The sequence below is a fragment of the Sebaldella termitidis ATCC 33386 genome, from assembly GCF_000024405.1.
GTDB lineage: Bacteria > Fusobacteriota > Fusobacteriia > Fusobacteriales > Leptotrichiaceae > Sebaldella > Sebaldella termitidis.
In genome coordinates this window covers 640630-663038 of sequence record NC_013517.1, presented here as the reverse complement: position 1 = coordinate 663038, position 22409 = coordinate 640630, and the positions used below count along the sequence as shown (strand labels likewise).

Here is a 22409-nt window from a genome sequence, read left to right as displayed (position 1 = left end):
GATCAATGTATGTCTTCTCCTATGTTAACTGCTGCACGCTGTAATCAAGATAATATTAACATATGATCTCGTTTTTATCAATACTTTTAGGCGAATACAATACTTTTTTTATTTCCCCGATGTTAAGATCATTTTAAATCAAAAACTTTGTATCCTGATATTTCTGCTAACAAAAATATCCCGGAAATCTCCGGGATACTGCCAATCTTATTTTTTCAACTGTTTTTATATGATTAAAATACTATTTTTGATTCTTCTTCTATTAATTTTAGAAAATCCTCTGCCTTCATTGTATTGCTTTCCTGTGAACCGAATCTTCTTATATTAACTTCATTATTAGCCACTTCATTCTTTCCTATGATCAGCTGAATCGGTATTTTTTGTTCTGCATTGGCTTCTCTTATTTTATAACCTATTTTTTCATCTCTTATATCAAGTTCTGTTCTTATTCCGATATTCTGTAATTTTTTGAACAGATCAGATGCATATTCTGCCTGCTCTCCGGAAATAGTCAGTATGCTTACCTGTACAGGTGCAAGCCATATCGGAAACGCCCCTGCATAGTGCTCTATAAGTATTCCCATAAATCTTTCTATACTTCCGTACATTGCTCTGTGAATCATTACAGGCTGATGCTTTTCCCCGTCAGGTCCGATGTAACTCATATGAAATCTCAGAGGAAGGTTAAAGTCAAGCTGTATAGTTCCGCACTGCCATATTCTTCCTATTGAATCTTTCATTTTGAAATCTATTTTCGGTCCGTAAAATGCTCCGTCCCCGGGATTCAGCTTATAATCTATTCCCATTTTTACAAGTGCATTTGTAAGATCTCTTTCCGCAATATCCCATATTTCATCAGAACCTATTGCCTTATCCGGCTTAGTCGATAACTCTATGTTATACTCAAAACCAAATAATTTATAGAATCTGTCATAGAGATTTATAATCTCCATTATCTGATCCTCTATCTGATCCTCTGTACAGAATACATGAGCATCATCCTGTGTAAATGCTCTTACTCTCATAAGTCCGTGAAGTGCTCCGCTGAATTCATGTCTGTGAACAAGTCCCATCTCTCCGTATTTCAACGGAAAATTCTTATATGAGTGAAGGTTATTTTTGTATGCCAGTATTGCTCCGGGACAATTCATAGGTTTTATTGCATATTCTTTTTCATCTATTTCCGAAGTATACATATTTTCTCTGTAGTTAAACCAGTGTCCTGAAATTTCCCATAATTCTTTATCAAGCATAACAGGAGTTTTTATCTCCTTGTATCCTGCTTTTTTATGTTCTCTTCTCCAGATTTCCTGTAATTTATTTATTACTTCCATTCCTTTTGGCATGAAAAACGGAAATCCGGGTCCGTGCTCATCAAGGAAAAAGAGGTTAAGCTGCTTTCCTAATTTTCTGTGATCTCTCTTCTCAGCTTCTTCCATCATTATCAGATAATCGTCAAGCTCTTTTTTGGCAGAAAATGCCACTCCGTATATTCTCTGAAGCATCTTCTTATTAGAATCACCACGCCAGTAAGCCCCTGCAGTAGACATCAGCTTAAAAGCCTTAAGATATCCTGTTGACGGAAGGTGAGTTCCGCGGCACAGATCTTTAAACTCTCCTATTGTGTAAATACTTACTTTTTCTTCACCAAGATCATCTATGATTTCTATCTTGTAGTCCTCTTTCATATCAAGAAACATCTTTTTGGCGTCTGCCGCACTCATTTCTGTTCTTTCAAATTTATAGTTTTCTTTTATTATCTTTTTCATTTCATTTTCTATTTTTGCCAGATCATCTTCTGTAAAAGGATTCTCAGGATCAAAGTCATAAAAAAATCCGTTTTCTATAACCGGTCCTATTGTCACCTTTGTTCCGGGGAACAGTCTCTGTACTGCCTGTGCCATTATATGTGCAGCACTGTGTCTTAATATTTCTGTTCCTTTTTCGGAATCTATAGTTATTAACTCTACCTTTGCAGATTTATCTAATATATATGAAGCATCTACCTGCACATTATCTACAAGTGCTCCCACTGTTGCCTTCCCGAGGCTCGAACCTATACTTTTTGCAAATTCCAAAACTGAAACCGGATTCTCAAGAGTTCTTATACTGCTATCCGGTAATATTATTTCTATCATTTCTTCTCCTTTCAATATTAAAGCCCTGCTCCAAATGAAGATGTTCCTCCGCTGTATTCATACTGCAAATTTTTATCAGGGAAGTTAGTAACCCCGAATTTCAGCACAACTACATTGTAATATCCTAAACCTTTATCTTTAGGTTTATCCCACTGTCTTCCCACTCCTATTTCCCATTCCAGATTCTCAAATCTGTGAGATAAAGTGATCAGATTCAAAGTCGGTTTATTTACTCTTGTTGCTGCTGATGAACTTTCATATTCTTCCGGCTCATCCCACTTTGGTGCCCCGTCCTGTGTATAGTTCAGTTTGTAACCTATCCACCACGGATTATCAGGATCTTTGCTAAACATATATTTTGTTTCAAACTCATGCTGTCTGAAGTTATATGAGGAAAGTCTTGCGGGATTATCTCTCTGGTCTACGTCAGGTCTTTCCATATTGTATTTATATCTGAAATAAAATTTTTCCAGATAACCTACTTCTGCCTTAAAGACAATATCAGTTATTGAATCAAAATAATTTCCTACTGAGGTATTATCATGAAAGTACTGTGAGTCATTTTCCAGCTCTATACCAAACTCAAAGTATCTTTTATTTTTTCTCTGTGCCTGTAAAATTCTGTCCAGATTATTCAGATTATATTTATCCTGTTTTTCACGCGTATCACTTACAACTGTATCATATATTGCTTCTTCCTCACGTGTAACAAATAGCTCATTACTCTGATATCTGTTGAACAAATCATCACTTGTAAGCCCTGTAGACTGCAGATCAGTATTCCTTGTCTGAATTACAGATGCTTTGTCGTTTTCATATCTGTAAACAAAAATAAGTCTGTTTCCTGCTCTTTTATCCACATATGTATCATCAGTAAAAATAGTCGGTGTATTATTGGGATCTCTGTATTTATCTTTTCCAAACTCAAATGCTACTCTGAAAAAATGGTTTGAATCAAAGGGTTTTTCCTTCATTCTTGCAGTATCATACACAAACCCTACTCTGTGTCTGTTGCTTTCCAGCTTCAGATCCATTTGATTTCCGAAGACATCATGAATATTATCTTTTATATTGGAATATTCAAATCCCCATTCGTTATAATTTACTCCGAATACTCTTTCTCTGTTTAATTCCTTTACAGAATTCGGATCCCATCCTGCCCATGTGTCATTTGAATAATTTTTATACAGGTATTCACGGTATTTATATTGTACATTATTGTCTTTTACCGTCTTAAATCCATATGTAATGTCTCTGTTTGTTGTTTCCTCATATTTAAAATCCTCGTAAGGATAATAATTACTTTTTGAAAAATCAAAGCTTAAATATCTTCTGTCCCCTATACCTGCTTTTATGTAATTTCTTGTATAATCCTGTTTTGTCCAGTTGTCTTTCCAGTGCTTATCCATTTGTTTTGTAAAATTGTAATTTAAATTTATATTTCCGAGATATACGTTAAAATCATCGTTAAATCTGAAAATATTAGCAGGCGTATTGATTATGTCATTACCGCCGTACATAGAATTATGCGCATCGGTCAGCTGGAAAAACAAGGGTATATTATTTGTAATCTTCAGGTCATACTTATTATCTGAAAATCTTGTATTATCATATAGTGTGGTAAAAAGCCCGAAATTAAATTTATTTACCTGCACTGTAGGCTTTTGGGTTATTGCTGCTCCCGTAGAATCTGTAAGTACCTTATATCCGGTTTTGGAATCAGTATCCTCTACCTTTCTTCTGTCCTCATCAAATACAGGAACAGGAGTAGAGTCGTATATTCTGTTATCCATTTCATAGCCAAAGCTAAAATATGAATTCGCAATAGGAAGATCAATTTTATCGTTTCCAAGTCTTATTGTTGCTCCCTGATACTTTTCATAAATAATGTCTCTTACTCTTCTTATCTTGCTGCCATCGTCATACAGCTTGTAAATTCTGCTGTAATCATCCACGCCGGGCTGTACTATATAATTTCTGTAATTTGGGTTATCCGTAGTGTAATCATATTCATAGGTTTTCTTTTTTATTTCTGATCTGTATACCTCTCCCCCTACAAACAGATTATCTGTTAAGTTATTAAAAGCATCTTTTCTCTTGTAACCGAAGAAGTCATTTTCTTTTAACGGATAATAATTTCCCAGAGTTACATCATATGTTTTATTGTAATCATATGCTGTCGTCGGTAAAATCCTGTCAGTATAGGTATCTATCGTATTAGGATCCCCGTATGCTCTCTGCCTCAGTCCGAAAATCGGCTGATATTCATCCTGATCTGTCTTACTGTAGGTCAGCTTTATCTTTGGACTCTTTAAATTTATGGAATATTCGTCTGCATTTTTATATGAATGAGTATCTCCGATATACCCGGGATTCAGATCTATAAACCTTTCCTTATGCAGGTATAATCCCAGACCGTTATCTTCCTGCTTATAGGTCATTCTCTTGAAAAGATCCACATCTGTTTTTCTCGGATCTATACTATCATTCTCAGCAATATCATCATTTATTGCCGTCAAAGCCTTCAGGGCATCCATGTTCTGGGTCCAGTAATAATCCAGATTAAATTCCCCTGATTTTCCTATTTCCTGATCTATTTTAAAATCATATGTTCCAATATATTTATACTGCTCTTTAAATGACATATAGTTATCATCAAGACTTTTACCGTTTATTGTGTACATCTGATTCGTGGTCAGATTTCTGTAATTCAGATCCCATATTCCATATCCCAGCTCATAAAACTTTCTGTCCTCTGCATTGGGATTTTTTGGTATACTTATAAAATTGTGCGACCAGTTGACATTCCACTCATCTTCATTACCGCTTACAGGAAGTACAAATCTTTTTACAAAAAGGTTTCCCTTATTATTCGGACTTAATTCATAGTCATTTGAAAATCTGAGTGCCAGAATTTCTTTTGTACTTAATTCAAAATCTACAAATCCCTGTAAAAGCTTGCCTCTGTCATAATCGAATCCCTGAATTACAAAAAGACCTCTGTCAGAATCTCCTCCTATATAAGGAAACAGAGTGGCTCTTTGTGTTTCAGGTTTCAGGGATGTCACATAGTAAGGTATGCTGACTATGTCTTTCCCTTTTACATTCAGTGAAAGCCCGTGAGCCTCCAGTTTTTTATTCGGAAATATAACCAGTTTCTTAGCATTCAGTTTATAAGATGGATTATTATAAGGACTTGTAGTAAACCATGAATTTTTTATCGTGAATTTTTCCGAGCCTTCGCTTATAGTCTCTTCTCCGCCGAAAACTATCCCTTCTTCAGTAACACTTTTCGAGTCTATAATTCTCGCATTTTTAGAATCCAGATCAAAAACGATCTCTTTAGCGAGTATTTGGCTTGGTCCCTGTGTAAACATGACATTTCCATATGCTACTATAAGATTCTGATTTTCCAGCTTCTTCATGTTATCGGCTCTTATAGTCATGTCCCCGTATTTAAGGATAATTCCTCCAGATGCTACCATGGATTCATTCTCTATATTTATAATCGATTTTTCTGTTTCTACCTGTATAACTATCTCTTCTGAAAATAAACTAACTGCTAAAAGAAAAAACGCTAATATTTTATACCTAAGCTTCATATATCTATCCTTATCTAACATGTATAATATTTTTTCAAATTATATCACATTTATTTGCATTTTAATAGTTTCTCTTTGTAGTTTTTTTATATATGTATATATTAAATATATTTTATTTTTCTCTTTTTATGGAATATAATATTTTTTGAAAATGTTCCGGGAGGTAAATTTAATGAATGCAAAAAAACTTATTCTTGGTATACAGCATGTGTTGGCCATGTTTGGCGCAACAGTACTAGTTCCTTTTCTTACAGGTCTCAATCCTTCTCTTGCTCTGCTGGCAGCCGGTTTGGGAACTCTGATTTTCCATCTTGTCAGCAAACGGATCGTACCAGTATTTTTAGGTTCCAGCTTCGCTTTTATCGGTGCTCTTACTCTTGTACTTAAGCAGGATGGTATTGGTGCGGTAAAAGGCGGCGTTATATGTGCAGGCTTTGTATATGTCTTTATGAGTATCATTATCAAGGTATTCGGCGTAGAGAAAGTAAAATCATTTTTCCCGCCTATAATAACAGGCCCTATCATCATGGTCATAGGTCTTAGAATGAGCCCTGTGGCACTCTCCATGTCCGGATATTCCGACGGAAAATTCGAGGTAAAAAGTCTTATTATAGCCCTGTCAGTACTCGTTACAATGATAGTAGTCTCAATACTCGGGAAATCATTTTTCAAACTGGTTCCCATTCTTATCTCGGTAATTGTAGGATATCTGGTTTCCATGTGCTTCGGGATAATAGACTTTACTCCCATTCATGCTGCAAACTGGATCGGTTTTTCCAAAGAGGCTCTGAGCGACCTTACTGCTGTACCTGTATTCAGGCTCAGCTCGGTAATAGCTATAGCTCCTATTGCCTTTGTAGTATTTATAGAGCATATCGGAGATATTACCACAAACGGGGCAGTAGTAGGAAAAGATTTTTTCAAAAATCCCGGAATCCACAGAACTATGCTTGGTGACGGACTGGCAACAATTGCTGCCGGTCTTATAGGCGGACCTGCTAATACTACATACGGGGAAAATACAGGAGTTCTTGCAGTAACAAAGGTTTATGATCCTTCAATACTCAGAATTGCTGCATGTTATTCCATATTCCTCAGTATAATGGGAAAATTCGGCGCAGTACTTCAGACCGTGCCGCAGCCTGTTATGGGCGGTGTTTCTATCATTCTGTTTGGTATGATAGCTTCTATAGGTGTCCGTACGCTTATTGACGCCAATCTTGATTTCAGCCATTCAAGAAACCTGATTTTATCATCCCTTATTCTGGTTTTGGGAATTTCCATTGACAACATTGTTATCTGGAATACGGTTTCTGTATCTGGACTGGCTGTTTCAGCATTATTCGGAGTAATTTTGAATAAACTTCTTCCGTCAGATATCTAAAAGCGGTAAAAATCTCCCTGATAAAACAGCCTGCTGTAAAAGCTCTTTTAAAAGGGAGATTTTTTTATATATTGTTATTTTTTCACAAAATATCTGAGTACGGTTTTTAGCTTTTCCGGTGCCGTTCTTTCTGGATTTGATATGTATATTTCTTTATGCGCCTTGCTTCGTATATTTAATTTATTTTCCAGACAAAAATTCTTCATTTTTTCAAAACTCTCGGTTTCACTGTCATAAGAACCTGTATGCATCATCTGTACAGCAAGACCGTCCTCTATCTCTTCAAATTTTATTTTATCAATATACATGACTGTTTTTTTCTTTTTCAAAATTTCTGCCGCTGTTTCTATAATTTCTTTATTTATAAAATCCGGCTGTCTTATCATTATTTTATAGACCAGTTTATTCTTATCAAGTTTTGTTTCGTCAAAGTCACTGTCTATATCTAAATCCCATATTCCCTCAAGAGGATATACCGCATAATCAAAATAGCCATCCGGTGTTATTCCTTTTTTGGGCAGCATTTTCAATGTGTAAGACAGTGAAAAAAGAGCTCCTGTCAGTTCAGAAAAAAGGCTTTCATTAGGATTTCCGCTTCCTTCAAGAGTCAGATAACGAAATTTTTTTATAAATATCTGTTCCGGCTTTCCTTTCGGCAGGTAGATTTCCTTTTCCTGCTTTTTCCATTCATATTTCACAATTTCACACCTCCGGTATAATGTCCTATACATAATCAGTCAGATCTATATTAATCTATTTATATTCTATCTTCTCTATGATGACAACACCATGTCATATTAATAAATTTCCCGGAAATCAAAAATATCAGAATAATTTGAAAAACAGCCGCAGCAATATTATCTCATCTTACTGCATTAACTCTTTATAAAAACAAGCTTGTTTTCCCCGGAAGCATTTTTATCAAATTTATAACCGCCAAAACTAATCTCTTTTATTTTTTCTTTTGATGATATCTTTTGTGTAATTATATGCCTCGCCATCTCACCTCTTGCTTTTTTGGAATTCGTACTTACCTGAACAGGACTTCCGTTTTTCATTTCGTAGAATTCTATATCTGTCAGAGGTTTTTTTATCATTTTTGAAAACTCCTTTGAAGCAAGATTTATTATCAAGTCTTCTTTTTCAAAATATTTATCAATACATTCCTTCCAGTATTCATATAGTGACTTTTTGTCCAGCACAGACATGGTCATGTCCAGTCTGTAAGGCTGTATTCCAGTCAGAGGTGTCAGTACTCCGTATAAGGCTGACAGGATTACCACAGACTTTTCCAAATACTCAATATCCTTATCCGAAAGGTTTTCCGTGTCCAGTGCCCTGAATGCAACACCTGTATAGCTCGCTGCTGCATGTCCGCGTTCATTTTCATAAAAATTACAATAAGTGTCCAGTATCTCTTCTGTTAATTTATCACTCGTCTTCATTATTCTTTTCAGTTTCTTGCCTGAAAGACCCTTTAGAATATTTACAAGTCCGGCTGTATGCTCTCCATACATTATATCTTTTAGATCAAAGCCATTTATTTTTTTGATTTTCTGTGTTTTACTCGGAGATAGTATTATCTTCATGTCTCACCTCTTCACATATTATAATTACGCTTATATTTTACTACAAATATCAAATTTCTGAAAGTGCATTTTCATTTGAAGACTCATATTTAATTGACAACAAATATAAAGAAAAATATAAGAACAATCTAAGCTGTCAGTTTTATAATTACAGCATACCAATAAAAAGAATATTTTTCTTCATAACCCCCTTAATAGCTGCTGATTTTTTCAGCAGTTATTTATTTTAAAAATCAAAATTAAAATAAAGAATAAAATAAGCGTAATCTAAGTTTTTTAGACTATAATACTAACAAATAAAGAAATAATTTTTTCTTCATTCTCCCCTTATTTTAAAGAAGATCGGAATCTAGCCGGTCTTTTTTATTTATTAAATTTTGCGGTTTATCTGCTATAACTGAATAAATAACACTGTTTCATGAAAATATCAATTCATTATATCTGTATAAACAAAGTATTTTTTTATTCACAAACTACGCTTCTGGCTGTATCTGCCAGCTTATCCGCAGCTAAAAGAATTTTATTTTTCATTTCCTCTTCATGTCTGTACGCCGAAGCTTCTATAGAACTGTACAAATCTATAAATACATCTGCTATATTTAACGGTACTGATTTTCTTTCCTGTATTTCTATTTTCAAATTCTCCAGCAGAGCACAGACATTTTCAAGCTTTGTTTCATTTAGTCCTTCATTTGACCTTACTGTTTCATTAAAATCCAAAAAAGCATCTATAAACAGCTTACATTTATTCTCAAAACTTTATTTTTTTTCATTTGTTCTCATATTCTCCTTCTCCCAGCTTATTTTATTAAATTATATTTCGATATATAGAAAAAAGAACTGTCCGTAAACAGTTCTTTCTTTTCTTTTATAATTATTACTTTGCCATTTTAGCCATTTCATCAGCATATTCTTGACTTAATCTTGTTAATTCTTCTCCGAATTTCTTAGCTTCTTCAGGATCATTAGCTAATTTAGTTGTAATTTCTTGAGATTTTGTAGCCCATTCTTGTGCTTTAGTTCCTAGATCTGCAATTTTAGTTGCATCATTTGCTGCGACAGCTTCTGAAACTTCTTTAATATAAGCTTTATAGTCATCAACATATTTTTGTACTTCTGCATCTTTGAATGTAGCTCCTTCAGTTGCTGCTGCATCTTCTTTAGCAGGCTCTGCTGTAGTTTCTGTTTGTGTTTCAGTAGCTGCATCATCAGCTTTAGGCTCTTCTTTCTTCCCGCATGAAAAAATAACTCCTAAAGTTAATAAAACTAATAACATTTTTTTCATTTTTTATTACCTCCAAATAATTTTAATTCTAATAACGACAAAATTATATCATAATTAACTATCTATTTCAATGAAGTTTTTGAATTATTTTTTTTATGTCTATATTTTATTTTTTCTCAAGTAAATAAACGATAAATAAAGATTTTTATATTTTTTATGTGATTATAATTTATTTCTTCATTCAAAAAATTTTACAAAAGATAAAATGATATTAGGAAACACAAGGCAGAAAACCTATTTCATATAATATAAATTATATATCCTTTAGGAGATTTGGAAGGGAATTTTCTATATACAAGTTTGTGGTTTCATGTTAAAATATATTATATATAGAGGCTTTTTTCTATAATTTTCTTTAACTTATTTAAGGAGGAACAATTATGTATTTAGTTTTTATTCGTCATGGTCAAAGTGAGTGGAATAAAAAGAATCTTTTCACAGGCTGGACTGACGTTGATTTATCCGATGAAGGTATAAATGAAGCTATTAAAGCCGGACAGCTGCTAAAAAAACACAATTTTACTTTTGACGTGGCTTACACTTCTGTTTTAAAAAGAGCAATTCGAACACTTTACTTTGTTTTAAATGAAACTGACCAGCTGTGGATACCGGTTTATAAATCATGGCGTCTGAATGAAAGACACTACGGAGCTCTTCAGGGGCTTAATAAGGCTCAGACAGCGGAAAAATACGGTGACGAGCAGGTTCATATATGGCGTCGAAGTTATGATGTACTCCCTCCGCTTTTAGACGAAAATGATGAAAGACAGTCAAAATTTGACAGGAGATATGAAGGATTGGATTCCCGTATTTTACCTTCAGGAGAAAATCTGAAAGTAACCCTTGAAAGAGTGATGCCTTACTGGGAAGACGAAATTGCCCCTGCACTGAAATCAGGAAAAAAAGTAGTTATTGCAGCGCATGGAAACAGTCTTCGTGCCTTGGCAAAGTATCTCGAGAATATAAGCGATGACGAGATCATGGATTTGGAAATACCTACAGGTGTTCCTCTTATTTATGAACTTGATGATAATTTTAAAGTTTTGAAAAAATATTACCTTGAAGATTAAACCCCTGTTTTATAATACTTACACAGTTTCCGGCAATACTTAATAAAACAGGAGAGATATAAATTACAAAAGACCGCAAAGGAGTGATTAGCAAATGATCAGTTTAAAAATGGCAAATGGTGTCGAAATACCCCAGATAGGTTTTGGTACATTCAAAATACCGGATGACATAGCTGCCCAAAGTGTGAAATATGCACTGGCTGCTGGCTACAGACATATCGATACTGCTGCTGTATACAGAAATGAAGACGGAGTAGGACTCGGAATTAAAGAATCCGGCATCCCGAGAAATGAAATATTTCTTACAAGCAAACTCTGGAATGATGATCAGGGCTATGACAGCACATTGAAAGCCTTCGATGTATCCCTGAAAAAACTTGGCACGGATTACCTTGATCTGTATCTTATCCACTGGCCTAAGAATAAAAACAAAGAATCATGGAAAGCTATGGAAAAACTCTATAAAGACGGAAGAGTGAAGGCAATAGGCGTAAGTAATTTTAAAGAACACCATTTGGATGATCTGCTTACAGATGCTGAGATAACTCCTATGATAAATCAGGTAGAGCTTCATCCTCAGTTCCCGCAGGAAGCACTTCGAAATTATTGTACAAAAAAAGGAATTTTAACAGAAGCCTGGGGTTCTCTTATGCAGGGGCAGATTTTTGACAAAGAGCTTATAAAAGAAATTGCTCAAAAACATAACAAAACTGTTTCACAAATCGGTATAAGATGGGCAGTACAGAACGGAGTAGTCACTATCCCTAAGTCTACCCATGAGCAAAGAATAAAAGATAACTTAAATGTATTTGACTTTGAGCTTGATAATGAGGACATGAAAAAAATAGCTGAGTTAAATACCGGTATAAGAATAGGACGTGATCCGGATAATATTTAGGAGGTGAAGAAATGAACAGTATTTTTGTAAGAAGAAGCATAAGAGAGTTTCTGGATAAGCCTGTCGAAAATGAAAAAATAGAACAGATTCTGAGAGCAGGCATGCAGGCTCCAAGTGCCAGAAATCAGCAGGCATGGGAATTCATAGTTGTCACATCACAGGAGGATAAAGAAAAAGTTTCCCAAATGAGTCCTTTTTCAAAGCTGGCTGCCAAAGCTGCCGTTTTAATTGTATTGCTTGGAAACAAGGACAAAATGACTGTTCCTGATAAATGGCAGCAGGATATGGGTGCATGTACGCAGAATATGCTGCTGCAAATTGTAAAGGAAGGTCTTGGCGGAGTATGGCTTGGTGTTCATCCTACACAGGAACGCATTGACTCTTTGAAAGATATTTTTGGTCTTCCTGATAATATAATGCCTTTTGCTGTGGTATGTTTTGGTTATTCCAATAAAAAAAATACTTTTACCGACCGTTATAAGGAGGCAGCTGTTCACTGGGACAAATACTAGTATTTTATTGGTCAACTTTTAGACTGTTTCATTTTAGATATGAAACAGTCTTTTTTATTTTTCTGCATTTACTTTAGACTGGCGGATATGTTAAATTCAATATATCCAGTTCTACACAAAAATAATAATTTTAGAAATTTATAAAATTACGGAGGTTTCATATGGAAAATGACACAGCTCTCGACTGCTGCTTTATAAGAGATAAAAACTGGTTTCGTTACCGGGCAGCAGCTATTATAATTGAAAATAACTGTATTCTGCTGGCAGGCAATGAAAAATCCGATTATTATTATTCGGTAGGCGGTGGGGTTCATTTAGGCGAAACAGCTGAGGAAGCTGTTATAAGAGAGGTTTATGAAGAAACAGGCATAAAATATGAAGTAGACAGACTGGTATTCATTCATGAAAACTTTTTTACAGGCAATGGTATATTTGAAGGGCTGCGATGTCATGAGACAGCCTTTTACTTTTTGATGAAGCCTATGGGAACCCAAAAGCTCAACAGTAACAGCTGCTGCCTTGAAGGCAGGGAATTTATGTACTGGATACCCATTGACGGTTTAGAAAAATTAAAAGTATTTCCTGTTTTTTTCAAAGAAAAGCTTACAAAAATTCCTGATAGAATTGAACACATTATTACAAAAGAAAAATAATCATTTTTTATTAAAAAAATTAAATTCTGACACTGTTTTAACACATTTATCCTGTAGAATAATACTTGGAAAGAATAACAACAATATAATTTTTATTATAATATTAGGAGGACAATATGAAAAAAACAATAATGCTGATTACCCTTATAACAGGAATTTTATTTGTAACTTCATGTACTTCTGTTTCTTTTAATCCTGATGAAGACAGAACTGAGGAAATGATGAGAAGATACAGTGCGGAATAAATGCTGAAAACAAGTTTTACCAGAATTATGAATATTATAAAGAGATACAAAATGACAGATTTGTCGTTGTATCTCTTTTTTTATCCCAGGCAGATATTTTGGCAGTTAGTAAATAACTTCGGAAACCTCATCTATAAAATCTTCCCATATATCTGCCGATTCTTCCACGGCTACTATTGCCTCGGTCATTTTTTCGGGAGAATCAGGATTCTCTATAAAAATTATTAATTTTACTATTGATTCGTATTTGGCAGTATAAACCTCCAGCATTTTATTCCTCAACTGTTCGCATTGTATATCAAATTCTTTATCACCGGTATTTCCCCATTCTACATCGGGAATATCATCCAAAATTTCCTTTGTCTGCCTTTTAGCTGTCTCTGCATATTTATAAGAATCAGTAATATCGCTTGTCTCCAGCGCTTCCACAAGTTTATACCAGTTAGGCAGGTGGATATTCTCATATTCTTGTATTTTTTTCTCTATTCTTTCTTTTTCTTCAAATACTTTTGTCTGTATTTCATTGCTGCTTTGCTGCTGACTTGCTGCTTTTTCAGTTCTATTGGAACGTACAGTTCTTGTTCTTGCCGTATTCCCTGTCTGACCTAAGGCAGTCACTATTATTCCTGTTCCAACACTCCCCAAAGCCAAAATACCAAAAATTATACATCCGACCACTAGGGTATTTCTTTGTCTATCAGTCATTTTACCCTCCTTATATATTTTTTTACTCCTATATCCTAGCATATTTACTTTGTAATCTTATCATATTTAATTTTATAAAAAAAACTGCCTGTATCTCAGACAGCTTTCATTTATTTCAAAAATTATTTTTCGGCAATTCTCACACCATACTTAAAATATTTCCCCCAGTATTTATTCTCCAAACTCGACAATACCACTCCCTGTGATGATGAAGCGTTTATAAACAGAGAATTCCCTACATAAACTGCAGTATGGTTAACCCTGTTTTCCGGTCTGAAAAATAAAATATCTCCGGGTCTTAATTCCGACTTTGAGATGTGAACTCCTCTTTGTGCCTGATCTACCGATACTCTCGGCAGCTCAAATTCAAATACTTCTCTGTAAACCCTTCTTGTCAAAGCTGAACAGTCTATCCCGCTTTTAGAATCTCCGCCCCATGAATATCTGGTTCCTCTCCAATTCTCAAATGATTTTAACAGCTCATTTTCCACAATGATATCATTAAGCTGATCAAATGTTCCTGACATTAGTATTACCTGCTGGTCATCTTTAAGCTGTGTAACCTTTTTTGTAATTACCTTTTCATCATGTACATATTCTGAATCATATACACCGGGATCTCCGGCCGCAGTACTTTTCTTTGTGCTGGAAGAGGTTGTCTTTGCTGAAGTGCCTATAAAAAAACAAAAAATAAATAAAGTTGCTGAAAAAATAAAAAACTTTCTCATGCCTTCCTCCTTTGAAACTAATCCTTACTATTTATTATCAATGTTACCGGTCCGTCATTTTCAAGGATAACATTCATATGCTCCCTGAATTTCCCGGTTTCATACGGTATACTATATTTTGATAATTCTTCCAAAAATAAATCATACAGCTTTTCAGCATCTTCCGGAGATGCCGATTCTATATAACTCGGTCTTCTCCCTTTTTTCGTATCACCATAAACAGTAAAATTACTTACTACTAAAAGTTCGCCCTTTACATCAAGAAGAGATAAATTCAACTTACCTTCCATATCTTCAAAAATTCTTAAATTAATTAATTTTTCCAGACTATACTTTATATCTGTTATTGTATCTGTTCTGCTTATTCCGACAAATGCTGCAATGCCGTGTCCGATACTGCTGTAAGTTTTTTCATCTATTACAACTTCTGCTTTCTTTACTTTCTGTACTACTATTCTCAATATAATAACTTACCTTTCTAAATAATATAAATTATAATACTAAAATAAGATTAAGTCAATATTCTCAGTAAAATTTTATGATTTTTTGATAGTTTTACATTCGAATTTTCATTTTTAAAAAAATGTCTTTGCCGGTTTTTATTCATCCCATTCCCACGGATCTTTATCCCTGCGTTTTGCCCATTTTTCCCTTTGCTTCTGTTCCTCGGTTTTTACTGAATTTACGGGAAAATTTCTTTGACCGCCTTGTTTTGATAATGCTGATGGCTGATTATAATAATTTTTTCTTCCCTGTTTTCCGGTTCTTGCATTTCCGTTATTCCTGCTTTTACCTTTCAGGCTGTTTATTAAAAATATTATCAATATAATCCCCAGTACAAATTTCTGCGTAATAATACAGACTGCAATGATTATTATAAAAAATAATATTTTTTTACCATTGATCTTCTTATCCATACTCCTCCTTTTTAGCACCTTCTTTGATTATAGCTGTACATTTTAATTTATTGTTTTCCATAGTCTTTTTTCATTATTTTAGTCAATATAATTATATCTTACTCTTGCTGTACAGTCAAACTGTAGGATATAAATAAAATATTTCTCTTTACGGAAAAAATATAGTAAAATATAGTAAAATGTAAAATTACAAAAGGAGAGTATAATGGAACAAACAGGCATAAAAAAGCGCTATGAGGAATTAAAGGATCTCATTAGAAAATATAATGAACATTATTATGAAAAAAATGAATCGCTTGTTACAGATTATGAATATGACATGCTTTTAAAAGAGATGGAATCCATCGAAAAAGAGTATCCCGAATTAAAGGATACCGTTTCCGTAACTGAAAAAGTAGGCGGAAGAGCAAGCGGAAAGTTTTCCAAAGTAGTGCACAAGGTGCCTATGCTCAGCTTGTCTAATACATATAATATCGGCGAAATAGAAGATTTTGACAAGAGAATAAAAAAAGTCATCGGTGAAGACCAAAAAATAGAATATGTTCTTGAGCTGAAGCTTGACGGACTCAGTATAAGCATTCAGTATGAAAACGGCCGGCTGGTAAGAGGAATTACAAGAGGTGACGGCGAAATAGGCGAGGATGTTACAGAAAATATCATGCAGATTGACTCTATCCCGCAAATCCTGAAAGAACCGGTTACTCTTGAAGTAAGAGGAGAAATTGTTCTTCCTATTTCTAATTTTAATAAAGTAAATAAAATGCGTGAGGAAGCAGGCGAGGATGTTTTTGCCAATCCGCGTAATGCCGCTTCGGGGACTATAAGACAGCTGGAAAGCAGTATCGTAAAAGACAGAGGGCTGGACTGTTATCTGTATTTTCTGGTAAATGCCCAGAATTATAATCTCCAGAAGCATTCTGACAGTATAAAGTATCTTGAAAAACTCGGCTTCAAAACTACAAAGGTTTTTGAAATATATAAAGACTTCTCACTCCTTGAAAAAGCAATCGAAAAATGGCATGTTGAAAGAGAAAGACTTGATTTTGAAACAGACGGTCTTGTTATTAAACTTGATGAATTCGCTTATTACAGTGCTCTCGGCTCTACTACAAAAAGTCCGAGATGGGCCATTGCATATAAGTTTCCTGCTGAAAAGGCCAAGACGAAGCTGCTTGATATTACTTTTCAGGTGGGAAGAACAGGAGTAATTACCCCGGTTGCCGAACTGGAGCCTGTTGAATTATCCGGTTCTGTGGTAAGAAGAGCAAGCCTGCATAATTTTGACGAAATAAAAAGAAAAGATATAAAAATCGGTGATTTTGTATACATAGAGAAAGCAGCCGAGATCATACCGCAGGTTATAGAGCCTGTTATCAGCGAGAGAACCGGCAGCGAAAAAGAAATAGAAATGCCTGAAAGCTGTCCCAGCTGCGGGCATAAGCTCATAAAAATAGAAGATCAGGTAGCCATTAAATGTATCAATCCGGCATGTCCTGAAATTATTAAAAGAAAAATAGAATATTTTGTATCAAGAGATGCCATGAATATCACCGGACTCGGGGAAAAAATAATAGAAAAATTTATCGAGCTCGGTAAAATAAAAGATATCGTAGATATCTACAGCCTTCATGAATATCGTGAGGAACTGGAAAAGCTTGAAAAAATGGGCAAAAAAAGTGTGGATAATCTTCTGAACAGTATTGAAGAAAGTAAAAAAAGAGAGTACAGTAAAGTGTTATATTCTCTCGGCATACCATTTGTGGGAAAATTTACAGCCAATCTTCTTGCTAAGGAATTCTTAAATATTGATAATTTAAAATCCAAAGAAACGGAAGATCTTCTGGAGGTCAAAGGCATAGGAGATAAAGTGGCAAAATCCGTAAATATGTTTTTAAATGATGAAAATAACTGGAATCTTATTAGTAAACTGAAAGAAACAGGTCTGCAGTTTGAGGAAGAAGAGGTATTTATCGAAGATAACCCTATAAAAGGAAAAACTTTCCTTGCCACTGGAAAGCTTGAAAAATATACACGTGACGAAATCAAAGATATCATTGAGGCAAAGGGAGGCAAGTATCTTTCAGGTGTATCAAAAAATCTGAATTACCTCATTGCCGGCGAGAAGGCAGGCAGCAAGCTGAAAAAAGCAAATGATCTTGGTGTTATTGTTTTAAATGAAGAGCAGTTTGAAAAAGAATTTTTGGAAGAAGAGTAAAATTATACGGGGCTGTATCAAAAATGATACTGTCCCTTTTAATTTTCCTCAAAATCCATTCCAATCTCTTTTTATTTAAATATTTTTTATAATTATAACAAAAAATATATTTTCTCCATCTGAATATAATAACAGTCCGATTTATTGTAAATATTGACTTTTTCTGAAATTGTTATATAATTAGATGTTTCATGCTGACTTTGATCTTTCAGATTTTTCATATATTTGCCAATTAAAAAAATCATAAACTTGCTATGGAGGTTTTTTATGATAAAAGAAATAAAAATATACAAGGGTGATATCATATTCTGTGAATCTCCCGATAAATTTACAACACTTGAAAACGGATACATCATAACTGAAAATAATAAAATTAAAGAAACTGTTCAGGAGCTCCCGGCAGAATATTCTGACATTGAAATTTTGGATTTTTCAGAAAATCTTATTATTCCGGGATTTGTGGATATCCATCTTCATGCCCCGCAGTTTGAAAATCTGGGACTGGGCTATGACAATGAGCTTCTACCGTGGCTTGAAAACTACACATTTCCTGAAGAAGCCAAATTTAGCGATACTAAATATGCAGAAGAAATTTATAAAAAATTTATAAAGGCATTATATATGCACGGAACTGCAAGAAGTGTGGTTTTCTCCTCACTTCATCTAGAATCTACCGAAATTCTCGCTGACTTATTTCTGGAATCAGGTCTTGGGGCATATATAGGCAAAGTAAATATGGACAGGAATTCTCCTTCATATCTAACTGAAAACTATAAAAAATCTCTTGAAGAAACTGAATATTTTATAAAAAAATATAATAAGCCTGACAGCATGATAAAGCCTATCATTACTCCCAGATTTATTCCCACATGTACCCCTGAGCTGATGGATGGTCTGTCAAAGCTTTCAGAAAAATATAATGTTCCTGTTCAGTCACATCTGTCGGAAAATCTGTCAGAAATTGAATGGGTAAAGGAATTGCACAAAGAAATAGAAACTTATGCAGGAGTCTATAACCACTACAAAATGTTCGGCGACAGACCTACGATAATGGCTCACTGTATTCATAATACCGATGACGAAATAAAATTAATGAAGGAAAAAGGAGTTTTTGTAGCTCACTGTCCTACTTCAAATTTTAATCTTTCCAGCGGAATAGCCCCTATAAGAAAATTTTTGGATAATAACGTAAAAGTGGGAATAGGAACTGATATTGCCGGCGGTCATACTATATCCATACCCGAAACAATTATTTCCGCTATACATGCTTCAAAAATGTACAGTGTTTATGCTGACAGGACTTTTCATTCCCTGAGCATCTCAGAAGCTTTTTTTATGGCTACAAAAGGCGGAGGAGAGTTTTTCGGAAAAGTCGGGAGCTTTGAGAAAGATTATGAATTCGATGCTTTGATTATAAATGATAATGAACTAAGCGGAGGCAGCAATAAAACTATTCAGGAAAGACTTGAAAAATATATTTATTTCGGTGCAAAAGAAGATATTATAAAAATGTTTGTTTCGGGGAAAGAGATAAACAGAGAGAGATTTTAAGTCCAAGAAAATATTCTGACCTTTAAAGTGTTTCCAGAGAGTGTCCCAATTTCTGTAGAAACTCTAGAAAACTTAATAAAATTAATAGATACAGGGATTTTTATCCCTGTTTTTATATTCCTGCAAAATACTTTGATAAATGTGAGGTTATCTGTCTCCGGTTTTGAAATTTTTCTGTTCATTTTCATATATCTTTTTTTGCATAATATTTTCATTTCCAGCCTGCTTCTTTACATAAAAAAGGAACCTTCAAAAATTTTACAGTATATTCTGTATTTTTTAGGTTCCATTCTTACTACTGAAAGTTAAATAGTCTTTATATAATATTTATTAAGAGAGCACAGTTATTTCCAAACAATATGTTTAATCTAATTTCCCGAAAACATCCTTGGCAGCTGAAAAATCTGCTTCATTTGGATGCTTTGCTGCTTCAGCCCATCTTGCTTCTCTTTCCGGCGTAGGTGCATGCGGTCCGTTCGATCCCATTTTTCTCATTGTTTCTATTATTTTAGGATCTATCGCGCCCTGACATATAAATTCTGCAACTACTGTATTACCATTTGCTTTTAATGCTTCACTTATTTTTTCCACACACTTTTGTGCATGCTCTGAATCAGGATATGCACCCAAAGTTCCAAATGTTCCTACTTTTTTATTTTTCAGTGTTTCCATGAATTTTTTAGCCTCTTCATTTGCATCACCTTTATCAACCCAGTATCCTACAAGTATTCTGTCATATCCGTCTGTTTCTTTTATGCTTTTTATATCCATTATTTCTTTTTCACCGCTGACTGCTTCAAACACAGCCTCTGCTACTTTTTTTGTGTTCCCTGTCAATGTTGAATATGTTACAAGTGTTTTCATTTTATTCCTCCTCTAAACTAATTGAAATTACTTCACGCCCTATTGTATTTCCCCAAAACAAACCATCGCCTTTTAATTCTATATGATCCTTGTTTATATCCATTAATTCCTTTTCTTTCATCCCCTCAAGCAATTTATAGATTTTATTAAAAGTATTATCCGGCACAAATTTCTTTATGTCTTCAAAGTACACTTCCGGATACTGGAATAATCCGCTTAAATTTTTTATCCTCTGTTCTTCGTCACTGCTGTATGAAAAGAACTGCCTTTCATAATTCATTCTGAACATCTCATAATTCCCCAGTTTTCCTCCTGCTCCGAGTCCCACCGGCAAAATATCTGTTCCCTTGTTTGACAGTGTAATATATTTATACTTATCTCTGCCCTTTTTATTTATTTTAGTTATTTCAAGTATTTCATACTCTCCTGTATCCAAAAGTGTATTCATGAATGTATTATGCAGTTCCTTATCAGTTTCAAGTTTATAATCCAGATGAAAAACATCATCCTTAATATCTTTTGACATTTTCGAACCTTCATGTATCATCAGTGAATAAAAACTCGAACTGTCTATATTCAGACTATGCACTATCTCTGCATCTTCCTTCACTTCCTCAGGAGTCTGGTCAGGATAATTATAAATAATATCCACACAGACAAGTCCCTTAAACTTTGCTTTTATTTCTCCCAGCCTTTTCACTGCTGTTTCTTTATCATAAGTTCTGTTTAATATTTTTCTTCCCCTATCGGAAAAAGTCTGTATTCCTATACTTAATCTGTTTACCCCTAGTCTTTCCATTACTTCCAGCTTCTCATCCGTAAGATTATGAAGTGTTGTTTCAAAAGTAAATTCACAGTTATCTTTCAGGATAAAATTTTTATTTATAGACTCCAATATTCTCTCAAGCTGTCCGGCTTTAAAAATAGTAGGTGTCCCGCCGCCAAAGTAAACTACTTCCAGCCTTTTGTGTCTCATATAATTAGTAGCCCCGTATTTTTCAAACTCGCTTATTAAAAAATCTGTATACTCCTCAAGGTCATTGTCCAGCTGCTTTCTGTTCAAATTACAGAATGAACAGATCTTATCACAGAAAGGAGTATGAATATATAAAATTCCTGTTTCATCTTTCGGTTCCGAATCAAAAAGAACTTTTATCTCTTCTGGTGTTCCCATTCTTTTAGATGATTTAAATTTTGCACCAATGATTGATTTTACATCATGATGTGACTTAAAACGCTTTTCAAACATATTTTTCCTTTCTCTCTATCTCCATTTGTTCTATTCTTTGCTTTCATGTGTTCTGCCAAGCTTATCCGAAGTCAGCGGTTCCATTTCACCGCTTTCAGATATAGTATATGCCTGCCCAAACCCTTTTACAAAGCTGCCTTCCAAAAATATCAGCTCCACCAGATGAAAGTCGGTCATATCTCTCATTATTTTCATTGTATTTCCGGCTTTTTCTTCAAAAGCATCCATTATTTTCCCGAATTTTTCATCTCTTTCCAGAAAAACTGCCTGTGCCTTGAATCTTACACGCTGTCTTACAGTGACAGCCTTCGCCTTTGTCTCATCTTCCAGAAACAGAAGCTCGAGCTTACCGTTATTTTTCAAATTATCATAATGTACACCTATTTTACTTATATAAATATAATTTTTATCTTCATATCTTAAATAAGGAGCATAAGTTACATTCGGTTCACTTTCTGCATTTACTGTTCCCAATACTACAGAACCAAATTCAGAGATATATTTTACTGCCTCATTCATATGTCCGCCCGGCTTTTTTTCTATCCCCAGTGCTGTTCTTGCTGTTTTTAACATATCTATCAATTCGTCTTTTACTTCAGACAGTTCCGTATCCTTACCAAAAGGTACAAAAACCTCCTCTGCCTCATTTACAAGAATTTTCATTCCTCTATTATCTACATCAAGCATTTTTGCATTATTCACATCTTCTTTTCCGTTATGATACCTCACCAGAACCATAAGAGCATCCATATGATCATGGTTCATGTGGTTTATTATTGTATCTTTCATTTTATCACTCCTGTT

At 34.4% G+C, this 22409-nt stretch carries 22 protein-coding genes; 8 read left to right on the top strand and 14 right to left on the bottom strand.

Going from position 1 to position 22409, the window contains the following annotated elements:
• Positions 1 to 233: 233 nt before the first annotated feature.
• Together thrS and STERM_RS02980 are read right to left on the bottom strand one after the other, a co-directional pair.
• Positions 234 to 2138, bottom strand: coding sequence for a threonine--tRNA ligase (gene thrS / locus STERM_RS02985; protein WP_012860077.1), 1905 nt, complete (start codon positions 2136 to 2138; stop codon positions 234 to 236).
• A 17-nt stretch (positions 2139 to 2155) separates the two neighbouring features.
• The gene (locus tag STERM_RS02980; RefSeq protein WP_012860076.1) at positions 2156 to 5740 is read right to left on the bottom strand and encodes an LPS-assembly protein LptD; all 3585 of its coding nucleotides are present in this window, start codon (positions 5738 to 5740) and stop codon (positions 2156 to 2158) included.
• Between the two features lie 172 nt (positions 5741 to 5912).
• Here STERM_RS02980 and STERM_RS02975 point away from each other — a divergent pair, with 172 nt between their 5' ends.
• Complete coding sequence (locus tag STERM_RS02975; RefSeq protein ID WP_012860075.1) at positions 5913 to 7124, top strand: uracil-xanthine permease family protein; 1212 nt, start codon at positions 5913 to 5915, stop codon at positions 7122 to 7124.
• Positions 7125 to 7198: 74 nt separating this feature from the next.
• On the opposite strand, the gene STERM_RS02970 is transcribed toward STERM_RS02975, so the two are convergent.
• From STERM_RS02970 to STERM_RS02955, 4 genes are all read right to left on the bottom strand, one after another.
• Positions 7199 to 7822, bottom strand: a complete 624-nt coding sequence (locus STERM_RS02970; protein ID WP_012860074.1) for a GyrI-like domain-containing protein — start codon at positions 7820 to 7822, stop codon at positions 7199 to 7201.
• 177 nt (positions 7823 to 7999) lie between these two features.
• Positions 8000 to 8713 carry a YaaA family protein gene (locus STERM_RS02965; protein WP_012860073.1) on the bottom strand — a complete coding sequence of 238 codons (714 nt, stop codon included), beginning with the start codon at positions 8711 to 8713 and terminating at the stop codon, positions 8000 to 8002.
• Between the two features lie 462 nt (positions 8714 to 9175).
• Complete coding sequence (locus STERM_RS02960; protein ID WP_012860072.1) at positions 9176 to 9433, bottom strand: hypothetical protein; 258 nt, start codon at positions 9431 to 9433, stop codon at positions 9176 to 9178.
• A gap of 157 nt (positions 9434 to 9590) precedes the next feature.
• Positions 9591 to 9998: a hypothetical protein gene (locus STERM_RS02955; RefSeq protein ID WP_012860071.1), complete on the bottom strand. Its 408-nt coding sequence runs from the start codon at positions 9996 to 9998 to the stop codon at positions 9591 to 9593.
• Between the two features lie 380 nt (positions 9999 to 10378).
• Here STERM_RS02955 and gpmA point away from each other — a divergent pair, with 380 nt between their 5' ends.
• The 5 genes from gpmA (at position 10379) to STERM_RS22640 (ending at position 13376) form a co-directional block, all read left to right on the top strand.
• Entirely contained in the window at positions 10379 to 11068 is a 690-nt protein-coding gene (gpmA, locus tag STERM_RS02950; protein WP_012860070.1) for a 2,3-diphosphoglycerate-dependent phosphoglycerate mutase, read from the top strand.
• Between the two features lie 94 nt (positions 11069 to 11162).
• On the top strand, positions 11163 to 11966 hold the full coding sequence (locus STERM_RS02945; RefSeq protein ID WP_012860069.1) for an aldo/keto reductase: 804 nt from the start codon (positions 11163 to 11165) through the stop codon (positions 11964 to 11966).
• An 11-nt stretch (positions 11967 to 11977) separates the two neighbouring features.
• Positions 11978 to 12478 carry a nitroreductase family protein gene (locus tag STERM_RS02940; protein ID WP_012860068.1) on the top strand — a complete coding sequence of 167 codons (501 nt, stop codon included), beginning with the start codon at positions 11978 to 11980 and terminating at the stop codon, positions 12476 to 12478.
• Between the two features lie 161 nt (positions 12479 to 12639).
• Positions 12640 to 13131, top strand: a complete 492-nt coding sequence (locus STERM_RS02935) for an NUDIX hydrolase (RefSeq protein WP_012860067.1) — start codon at positions 12640 to 12642, stop codon at positions 13129 to 13131.
• Between the two features lie 116 nt (positions 13132 to 13247).
• Positions 13248 to 13376, top strand: a complete 129-nt coding sequence (locus tag STERM_RS22640) for a hypothetical protein (RefSeq protein ID WP_012860066.1) — start codon at positions 13248 to 13250, stop codon at positions 13374 to 13376.
• Positions 13377 to 13481: 105 nt separating this feature from the next.
• On the opposite strand, the gene STERM_RS02930 is transcribed toward STERM_RS22640, so the two are convergent.
• The 4 genes from STERM_RS02930 to STERM_RS02915 all read right to left on the bottom strand — a co-directional run bounded on the left by STERM_RS02930 (position 13482) and on the right by STERM_RS02915 (position 15726).
• The gene (locus STERM_RS02930) at positions 13482 to 14081 is read right to left on the bottom strand and encodes a hypothetical protein (RefSeq protein WP_012860065.1); all 600 of its coding nucleotides are present in this window, start codon (positions 14079 to 14081) and stop codon (positions 13482 to 13484) included.
• Between the two features lie 122 nt (positions 14082 to 14203).
• The gene (locus STERM_RS02925; protein ID WP_012860064.1) at positions 14204 to 14809 is read right to left on the bottom strand and encodes a C40 family peptidase; all 606 of its coding nucleotides are present in this window, start codon (positions 14807 to 14809) and stop codon (positions 14204 to 14206) included.
• A 17-nt stretch (positions 14810 to 14826) separates the two neighbouring features.
• On the bottom strand, positions 14827 to 15270 hold the full coding sequence (dtd, locus tag STERM_RS02920) for a D-aminoacyl-tRNA deacylase (RefSeq protein ID WP_012860063.1): 444 nt from the start codon (positions 15268 to 15270) through the stop codon (positions 14827 to 14829).
• 138 nt (positions 15271 to 15408) lie between these two features.
• The gene (locus tag STERM_RS02915; RefSeq protein WP_012860062.1) at positions 15409 to 15726 is read right to left on the bottom strand and encodes a hypothetical protein; all 318 of its coding nucleotides are present in this window, start codon (positions 15724 to 15726) and stop codon (positions 15409 to 15411) included.
• A 205-nt stretch (positions 15727 to 15931) separates the two neighbouring features.
• On the opposite strand from STERM_RS02915, the gene ligA reads away from it, so the two are divergent.
• Together ligA and guaD are read left to right on the top strand one after the other, a co-directional pair.
• Positions 15932 to 17941, top strand: a complete 2010-nt coding sequence (ligA, locus tag STERM_RS02910; RefSeq protein WP_012860061.1) for an NAD-dependent DNA ligase LigA — start codon at positions 15932 to 15934, stop codon at positions 17939 to 17941.
• 267 nt (positions 17942 to 18208) lie between these two features.
• Positions 18209 to 19492 carry a guanine deaminase gene (gene guaD / locus STERM_RS02900; RefSeq protein WP_012860060.1) on the top strand — a complete coding sequence of 428 codons (1284 nt, stop codon included), beginning with the start codon at positions 18209 to 18211 and terminating at the stop codon, positions 19490 to 19492.
• Here guaD and STERM_RS22015 read toward each other — a convergent pair.
• The 4 genes from STERM_RS22015 to STERM_RS02880 form a co-directional block, all read right to left on the bottom strand.
• Complete coding sequence (locus STERM_RS22015; RefSeq protein WP_169305385.1) at positions 19489 to 19680, bottom strand: hypothetical protein; 192 nt, start codon at positions 19678 to 19680, stop codon at positions 19489 to 19491. The genes guaD and STERM_RS22015 overlap by 4 nt on opposite strands.
• 175 nt (positions 19681 to 19855) lie before the next feature.
• Positions 19856 to 20356, bottom strand: a complete 501-nt coding sequence (locus tag STERM_RS02890) for a flavodoxin family protein (RefSeq protein ID WP_012860058.1) — start codon at positions 20354 to 20356, stop codon at positions 19856 to 19858.
• Position 20357: 1 nt separating this feature from the next.
• Positions 20358 to 21605, bottom strand: a complete 1248-nt coding sequence (locus tag STERM_RS02885; protein WP_012860057.1) for a coproporphyrinogen-III oxidase family protein — start codon at positions 21603 to 21605, stop codon at positions 20358 to 20360.
• Positions 21606 to 21635: 30 nt separating this feature from the next.
• Positions 21636 to 22394 carry a HugZ family heme oxygenase gene (locus tag STERM_RS02880; protein WP_012860056.1) on the bottom strand — a complete coding sequence of 253 codons (759 nt, stop codon included), beginning with the start codon at positions 22392 to 22394 and terminating at the stop codon, positions 21636 to 21638.
• Between the last annotated feature and the right edge of the window lie 15 nt (positions 22395 to 22409).